Source organism: Variovorax sp. P1_H12_2 (assembly GCF_056405335.1).
Genome location: NZ_JBFUCI010000347.1, coordinates 1 through 7,080 on the forward strand (window position 1 = coordinate 1; position 7,080 = coordinate 7,080).

The window sequence follows — 7,080 nt, forward strand, 5'->3', positions numbered from 1 at the left end:
CGCAGGAAACTGGTGCCGCTTGTCGGAATCGAACTGACGACCTACCGCTTACAAGGCGGTTGCTCTACCAACTGAGCTAAAGCGGCGGGATTCGGATTTTAGCGGCCCGGCCAGGCCGCAAGGTTCACTTGATCCGCTTGAGCGAAGGGCGCGCTCCGCCGCCCGCCGGCGGACGCGGCGGATCCTCGGGATCCGTTGGCGCATCGCTCGATTCGACGGCATCGTCGCCCTCGCCCGTGACCAGGTGCACCACCTTGCTCGCGTCTCCCTCGGTGCCACGCGACGCATCGCGCAGCGGCGTGCGGGTCGAGGCGGCCGATTGGGTCGTCGACGCCGGGCCGGCGCTGCCATCGGCCGGCGCCGGCACGGGTGCCGGAAACGCCATSCCTTGGCCGTTCTCGCGCGCATAGATCGCGATCACGCGGCCGACCGGCACGCTGATTTCGCGCGCCGTGCCGGCGAAGCGGGCCTTGAACTCGATGAAGTCGTTGCCGAGCTTGAGCGAACTGGTGGCGTCGAAGCTGATGTTCAGCACGATCTCGCCATTCTTGACGTACTCGCGCGGCACCTGCACCGTATCGTCGACCTGCACCGCGACATACGGCGTGAAGCCGTTGTCGGTGCACCATTCATACAGCGCCCGGATCAGGTACGGGCGGGTGGATGACGATTCGAGCGCGTTGATCATGGGCGGCTGGGCCAGCGACTCACTTGCGCATGACCTTTTCGGACGGCGTCAGCGCCTCGATGTAGGCCGGGCGCGAGAAGATGCGTTCGGCGTACTTCAGGAGCGGAGCCGCGTTCTTGCTGAGGTCGATGCCGTAATAGTCGAGGCGCCACAGCAGCGGTGCGATCGCGACGTCGAGCATCGAGAAGTTGTCGCCCAGCATGTACTTGTTCTTGAGGAACACGGGCGCCAGCTGAGTCAGGCGATCGCGGATGTGCGCGCGCGCCTTTTCGATGGCCTTCTCGTTGCCCTTGGTGGTGCGGTTCTCGAGCATCGAGACATGCACGAACAATTCCTTCTCGAAGTTGAGCAGGAACAGGCGCACGCGTGCACGGTCGACCGGGTCGCCGGGCATCAGCTGCGGATGCGGGAAGCGCTCGTCGATGTACTCGTTGATGATGTTCGACTCGTACAGGATCAGGTCGCGCTCGACCAGAATCGGCACCTGCCCGTACGGGTTCATCACATTGATGTCTTCGGGCTTGTTGTAGAGGTCGACGTCACGAATCTCGAAATCCATGCCTTTCTCGAACAGCACGAAGCGGCAGCGATGGGAAAAGGGGCAGGTCGTTCCCGAATAAAGGACCATCATGGCGAAAGACTCCTAAAAATCAAAAAGAGTGGGTCGCGTTCGCAACCCACTCTGCGGGACCAGGCGCACGAGGCGCCCGATCGGCGTGGAATTACTTGACGTCTTTCCAGTACGAGGCATTCAGCCGCCACGTGAAGACCACTGCCATGAGCAGGAACAGCAGCACCCAGACGCCCACGCGGATGCGGGTGTTCTGCGCCGGCTCGGCCATCCACTGCAGATAGCTCACGAGGTCGCCGACGGCCTGGTCGAACTGCATCGGCGTCATGGTGCCGGGGCTTACTTGCTCCCAGCCCTTGAACACTTCGGTTTCATGGCCGTGGGCTTCGACCTTCTCGAAGACCGGACGTCGCTCGCCCTGCAGCTCCCACATCACGTGCGGCATCGCCACGGCCGGGAACGCCAGGTTGTTCCAGCCGGTGGCCTTGGTGTCGTCGCGGTAGAAGGTGCGCAGATAGGTGTAGAGGTAGTCGGCACCGGTGCCGCCGTGGCCGGCACGCGAGCGCGCCACCAGGGTCAGGTCAGGCGGAATCGTGCCGAACCATTCCTTGGCCTGTTGCGGAGCCAGGTTGACCTTCATGGTCTCGCCGATCTTGTCGGTCGTGAACAGGAGGTTGTCCTTGATTTGCTGGTCGGTGATGCCGAGGTCCTGCAGCCGGTTGAAGCGCATGAACGCCGCCGAGTGGCAGTTGAGGCAGTAGTTGACGAACAGCTTGGCACCGTTCTGCAGCGATGCCAGGTCGGTGGTGCGGTTGGGCGCCTTGTCCCAGGGGATGCCGCCTTCGGCCGCTTGCGCGCCCGTGACGATGCCGAGCGCCGCGATCAACGTGAGGATCAGTTTCTTCATTCTTGTTGTCTCCCGGTCAGTGAGCGTTGAAAACCACGCGCTCGGGGACCGGCTTGAATTCGCCGAGGCGGCTCCACCACGGCATCAGCAGGAAGAAACCGAAATAGAAGAGCGTTCCGATCTGCGACACGCGCTCGCCGATCGGCGACGGCGGTTGCACGCCGAGGTAGGCGAGCACCACGAAGTTGACGACGAACACACCGTAGACATACTTGTGCCAGCTCGGGCGATAGCGGATCGACTTGACCGGGCTGTGGTCGAGCCAGGGCAGGAAGAACAGGATGACGACCGCGCCGCCCATCACCAGCACACCCCAGAACTTGGCGTCGATCGACAGCATCATCGCGACCACGCCGACGGCGACGACCGCGACACCGGCCTTGATGAAGGCGGGGAAGCGGGCCTTCAGGACGCCGTAGGCGGCCGCACCGACCACGCAGGCGATCAGCGCATACATCATCTCGCTGGTGATGGCACGCAGCATCGAATAGAAGGGCGTGAAGTACCAGACCGGCGCGATGTGGTTCGGCGTCTTGAGCGAATCCGCCGGGATGAAGTTGTTGTACTCGAGGAAGTAGCCGCCGGCCTCGGGCGCGAAGAAGATCACGGCCGAGAAGATCGTCAGGAACACCACCACGCCGAAGATGTCGTGCACCGTGTAGTACGGGTGCGACGGGATGCCGTCGACCGGATGGCCGTCGGCGCCGCGGTTGGCCTTGATCTCGATGCCGTCGGGGTTGTTGGACCCCACTTCGTGCAGCGCGATCAGGTGGGCGACCACCAGGCCGAGCAGCACCAGCGGCACGGCGATCACGTGGAAGCTGAAGAAGCGGTTCAGCGTGGCGTCGCTCACCACATAGTCGCCGCGGATCAGCAGCGCGAGGTCAGGACCGACGAAGGGAATCGCGGCGAACAGGTTCACGATCACCTGGGCGCCCCAGTAGCTCATCTGGCCCCACGGAAGCAGGTAGCCCATGAAGGCCTCGGCCATCAGGCACAGGAAGATCGCGCAACCGAAGATCCAGATCAGCTCGCGCGGCTTGCGGTAGCTGCCGTACATCAGGCCGCGGAACATGTGCAGGTAGACCACGATGAAGAAGGCCGAGGCCCCCGTCGAGTGCATGTAGCGGATCAGCCAGCCCCACGGCACGTCGCGCATGATGTACTCGACCGAGCCGAACGCCAGCGCGGCGTCGGGCTTGTAGTGCATCACGAGGAAGATGCCGGTCACGATCTGGATCACGAGGACCAGCATCGCGAGCGAACCGAAGATGTACCAGAAGTTGAAGTTCTTCGGCGCGTAGTACTTGCCCCACTGGTCGTTCCAGAGCTTGGTCAGCGGGAAGCGGTTGTCGACCCAGTTGAGCAGCTTCTCGCCGGCGGGTGCGTTGGGGGAGATTTCGTTGAATTCAGCCATGTCTTGCTCCTCAAGCCTTCTTGTCGTCGCCGATCAAGATGCGCGTATCGGAGAGATACATGTGCGGCGGCACCGGCAGGTTGTCGGGTGCCGGCTTGTTCTTGAAGACGCGGCCGGCCAGGTCGAAGGTCGAGCCGTGGCAGGGACACAGGAAGCCGCCTTCCCAGTTGTCGGGCAGCGAGGYCTGCGGGCCGGCCTGGAGCCTGTCGATGGGCGAGCAGCCCAGGTGGGTGCAGATGCCCACGACCACCAGGATCTCGGGCTTGATCGAACGGTGGTCGTTGCGGGCGTAGGGCGGCGTGAACTCGTCGGGGTTGCGCTTGGATTGCGGATCGGCGAGCAGCGGATCGAGCTTGGGCAACTCGGCGACTTGCGCCGGCGAACGCTTGAGGATCCAGACCGGCTTGCCGCGCCATTCGACGGTCATCTTCTCGCCGACCTGCAGGGCACCGATGTCCGCCTCGACCGGCGCACCGGCAGCCTTGGCTTTCTCGGACGGCTGGAACGAGCTCACGAACGGCACGGCCACGGCCACACCACCCACTGCGCCTGCGCAGCCTGATGCGATCAACCATGTCCGCTTGCTGGTGTCGATCCGGGGTCGGCCGGCGGTGCTCACGGTACTGTCACTCATGGGGATCCTCAATCTTCTTCGCTAGGGGCTTGGGTCAACCCGCGATTGTAGCGGAGCGTAAGCGGCGATTTCAACGTCGGCGCGGCGCGCGACGCGAGCCCTCGATCGGACATCGACACAAAGCCCCACCCCTATACTGGCCGCCGTTCAAAACAATCCCCGGAAGAGGTGCACGACATGAGCTTTCTGAAAGAGTTCCGCGAATTTGCCGTCAAGGGCAACGTGATCGACCTGGCGGTCGGCGTGATCATCGGTGCAGCCTTCGGCAAGATCGTCGACTCGCTGGTGAGCGACATCATCATGCCGCTGGTCGGCCTCATCTTCGGCAAGCTCGACTTCTCGAATCTCTACATCGTGCTCGGGCCCAGGCCGGCCGGCGTGGCCGACACGCTGGTGGAGCTCAAGAAGGCCGGCGCGCCGGTGCTGGCCTACGGCAACTTCATCACCATCGCGGTGAACTTCGTGATCCTGGCCTTCATCATCTTTCTGATGGTCAAGCAGATCAACAAGCTGCGCAAGACCAGCGAAGCGGCGCCGGCGCCGACGCCCGAAGACACCGTGCTGCTGCGCGAGATCCGCGACAGCCTCAAGCGTTCGTGAGGCGCGCAGGGGCCAGCGACCGGGCCATCCGCACGGCCTCGATCAGGCTGGAGGCGTCGGCCCGGCCGGTGCCCGCAATGTCGAACGCGGTGCCGTGATCGGGACTGGTGCGCACCAGCGGCAGGCCGAGCGTCACGTTCACGCCCTTCTCCACGCCCAGGTACTTCACCGGGATCAATCCCTGGTCGTGGTACATCGCGATCACCACGTCGAACTCGCCCGCGCCGTCGGCCTTGGCGCGGGCGCGCATGAAGACGGTGTCGGGCGCATGGGGCCCGTCGGCATCGATGCCTTCGGCCCGCGCGGCCGCGATCGCCGGTGCAATGATCTCGCGCTCCTCGGAGCCGAACAGGCCTCCCTCCCCCGCGTGCGGATTGAGGCCCGCCACCCCGATCTTGGGCGCTCGCCCGAGCACCGCCCCGAGCGCCTGGTGCGCGATGCGCAGCGTCTGCAGCACACCATCGAAACTCACGGCTTCGATCGCATGGCGCAGCGACATGTGGATGCTCACGAGCACGGTGCGCAGCTCGTCGTTGGCAAGCATCATGCGCACCGGCACCTCGGACAGTGGCCGGCCGAGATGGGCGGCCGCCTCGGCCTGCAGCAATTCGGTGTGGCCCGGATAGGGGAAGCCGGCCGCCGCGAGCGCTTCCTTGTGCAGAGGCGCAGTGACGATCGCGGCGATCTCGCCGCGTAGCGCGGCGCGTGCGGCCCAGACCACGCAATCGCCGGCGATGCGGCCCGCCGCCGCGCTGATCGCGCCGTGCGCGATGACCGCGCCAGGCGGCGCGACCACCTGCAGTACGGGGATGCAGCCCGGCGGCGTATCGCGCACGTCGCGCGCCGCTTCGATCAGCGCGACCGGCAAGGCCGGTGCCCCGGCGGCAGCGATCGCCTGCGCGGCACGGCGCACGATGCCGACATCGCCGGCCACGAAACATCCGCGCAAGTCATCGGCCGCATCGCGAAAGGCCTTCGCGATGATTTCGGGCCCGATGCCCGCGGGGTCGCCGAGCGTGACAGCGATGGGGGACAAAGGTTCGAAGCTCACGCCGGATTGTCGATGTCGATGAATTCGTGCGTCAGCCCCAGCTGCGCCGCCACATGGCCCGCGACGGCCGGGGCGCCATAGCGTTCGGTGGCATGGTGGCCGCAGGCGAGGAAGGCGACGCCCAGCTCGCGGGCGTAGTGGGCCTGGGGCTCCGAGATCTCGCCCGTGATGAAGGCATCGGCGCCGGCCGCGACCGCCGCCTCGAAATAGCTCTGGGCGCCGCCCGTGCACCAGGCGATGTTGCGGATCGGACGCGGCGCGCCCTCCACCAGCGTGACCGGCTTGCCGAGCGCTTTCTCGACGTGCGAGGCCAGCTGCTTCGCGCTCGCGAAGACCTCGCCGTTGTCACGCGCGCCGAGGAAGCCGAGCTCCTGCTCGCCGAAGCGGCCGGTCGAACCCGCATGCGCGACCAGGCCGAGCCGAAGCCCGAGCTGTGCGTTGTTGCCGAGCTCGGGGTGGGCGTCGAGCGGCAGGTGATAGGCGAACAGGTTGACGTCGTCGCCGAGCAGCAGGCCGAGGCGCTGCCGCATCCAGCCCGTGACGCAGCCGTCCTGGCCGCGCCAGAACAGGCCGTGGTGGACGAAGATCGCATCCGCTTCGGCGTGGATCGCGGCTTCGATCAGCGCCCGGCTCGCGGTCACGCCGGAGACGATCTTTCGCACCTTGATGCGGCCTTCGACCTGCAGGCCGTTGGGCCCGTAGTCCTTGAAACGCGCGGGCGCAAGCAACAGGTCGAACGCATGCAGGAGTTCGTGGCGGGTGGTGCTCATCGCGCCATTGTGGCCCCGGCGGGCGCAGGCTCGGCAGCGCATCCGACTGCAAACCCATGAATTCCAAGGGTTATCCCCAATTCCTCCTTGTGCACTGGGGTGTGCGGGGGGCCCGGACAGCGGAAGCCTTGAGGGACAATCGGAGCTTCGGCGCCGGCCACGGCGCAACGCCCGCCCCTCCATTTCTTCCCACCACGTCTCGCCCGCCTCTTCATGAAACGCACCTGGCTGCTGTTCGCCCAAGCCGTGACCATCCTGCTCGCGGCCTATTTCGTCGTCGCGACGCTCAAGCCCGAGTGGCTGAACCGGCGCATCGGCCCGCTCAGCGGCCTGGTCTCTGTGATCGAGGCCCCCACCGCGCCCGCCGGCCCCCCCACCGCCGGCAGCCTGAGCGCCGCGGCCAAGAAGGCCTCGCCGGCGGTGGTCAGCATCAACACCAGCA

Annotated in this window: 8 protein-coding genes, 1 tRNA gene and 1 pseudogene; 2 read left to right on the forward strand and 8 right to left on the reverse strand. The window is 65.8% G+C overall.

Features of this window, described 5'->3' with window-relative positions; genetic code table 11:
• Positions 1 to 10: 10 nt before the first annotated feature.
• The 6 genes from AC1D2K_RS26385 to petA form a co-directional block, all read right to left on the reverse strand.
• Positions 11 to 86: transfer RNA gene (locus AC1D2K_RS26385), tRNA-Thr, on the reverse strand.
• Between the two features lie 38 nt (positions 87 to 124).
• Positions 125 to 688, reverse strand: coding sequence for a ClpXP protease specificity-enhancing factor (locus AC1D2K_RS26390; protein ID WP_478092260.1), 564 nt, complete (start codon positions 686 to 688; stop codon positions 125 to 127).
• A gap of 19 nt (positions 689 to 707) precedes the next feature.
• The gene (locus AC1D2K_RS26395) at positions 708 to 1,319 is read right to left on the reverse strand and encodes a glutathione S-transferase N-terminal domain-containing protein (protein ID WP_478092262.1); all 612 of its coding nucleotides are present in this window, start codon (positions 1,317 to 1,319) and stop codon (positions 708 to 710) included.
• A gap of 91 nt (positions 1,320 to 1,410) precedes the next feature.
• Positions 1,411 to 2,166 (reverse strand): cytochrome c1, encoded by a 756-nt coding sequence (locus AC1D2K_RS26400; protein WP_478092264.1) that lies wholly within the window; start codon positions 2,164 to 2,166, stop codon positions 1,411 to 1,413.
• Between the two features lie 16 nt (positions 2,167 to 2,182).
• The gene (locus AC1D2K_RS26405; RefSeq protein WP_478092266.1) at positions 2,183 to 3,583 is read right to left on the reverse strand and encodes a cytochrome b; all 1,401 of its coding nucleotides are present in this window, start codon (positions 3,581 to 3,583) and stop codon (positions 2,183 to 2,185) included.
• A 10-nt stretch (positions 3,584 to 3,593) separates the two neighbouring features.
• The gene (gene petA, locus AC1D2K_RS26410; protein ID WP_478092268.1) at positions 3,594 to 4,217 is read right to left on the reverse strand and encodes a ubiquinol-cytochrome c reductase iron-sulfur subunit; all 624 of its coding nucleotides are present in this window, start codon (positions 4,215 to 4,217) and stop codon (positions 3,594 to 3,596) included.
• A gap of 177 nt (positions 4,218 to 4,394) precedes the next feature.
• Between petA and mscL the strand changes: the two genes are divergently transcribed.
• Positions 4,395 to 4,817: a large conductance mechanosensitive channel protein MscL gene (gene mscL, locus AC1D2K_RS26415; RefSeq protein ID WP_442284713.1), complete on the forward strand. Its 423-nt coding sequence runs from the start codon at positions 4,395 to 4,397 to the stop codon at positions 4,815 to 4,817.
• Here mscL and pdxA read toward each other — a convergent pair.
• A complete protein-coding gene (pdxA, locus tag AC1D2K_RS26420) occupies positions 4,804 to 5,868 on the reverse strand; it encodes a 4-hydroxythreonine-4-phosphate dehydrogenase PdxA (protein WP_478092270.1) in 1,065 nt (354 codons plus the stop codon). The genes mscL and pdxA overlap by 14 nt on opposite strands.
• Positions 5,865 to 6,638: a Nif3-like dinuclear metal center hexameric protein gene (locus AC1D2K_RS26425; protein ID WP_478092272.1), complete on the reverse strand. Its 774-nt coding sequence runs from the start codon at positions 6,636 to 6,638 to the stop codon at positions 5,865 to 5,867. The genes pdxA and AC1D2K_RS26425 overlap by 4 nt, the downstream gene beginning before the upstream one ends.
• 213 nt (positions 6,639 to 6,851) lie before the next feature.
• Between AC1D2K_RS26425 and AC1D2K_RS26430 the strand changes: the two are divergent.
• Positions 6,852 to 7,080 (forward strand): annotated as a pseudogene (locus AC1D2K_RS26430) (2-alkenal reductase); the annotation flags it as partial.

What these genes read in the sequence shown, in the direction of transcription:
- AC1D2K_RS26395 (WP_478092262.1), bottom strand. Translation starts at nt 1,319, where the DNA reads ATGATGGTCCTTTATTCGGGAACGACCTGCCCCTTTTCCCATCGCTGC.
- AC1D2K_RS26400 (WP_478092264.1), bottom strand. Translation starts at nt 2,166, where the DNA reads ATGAAGAAACTGATCCTCACGTTGATCGCGGCGCTCGGCATCGTCACG.
- AC1D2K_RS26405 (WP_478092266.1), bottom strand. Translation starts at nt 3,583, where the DNA reads ATGGCTGAATTCAACGAAATCTCCCCCAACGCACCCGCCGGCGAGAAG.
- mscL (WP_442284713.1), top strand. Translation starts at nt 4,395, where the DNA reads ATGAGCTTTCTGAAAGAGTTCCGCGAATTTGCCGTCAAGGGCAACGTG.
- AC1D2K_RS26425 (WP_478092272.1), bottom strand. Translation starts at nt 6,638, where the DNA reads ATGAGCACCACCCGCCACGAACTCCTGCATGCGTTCGACCTGTTGCTT.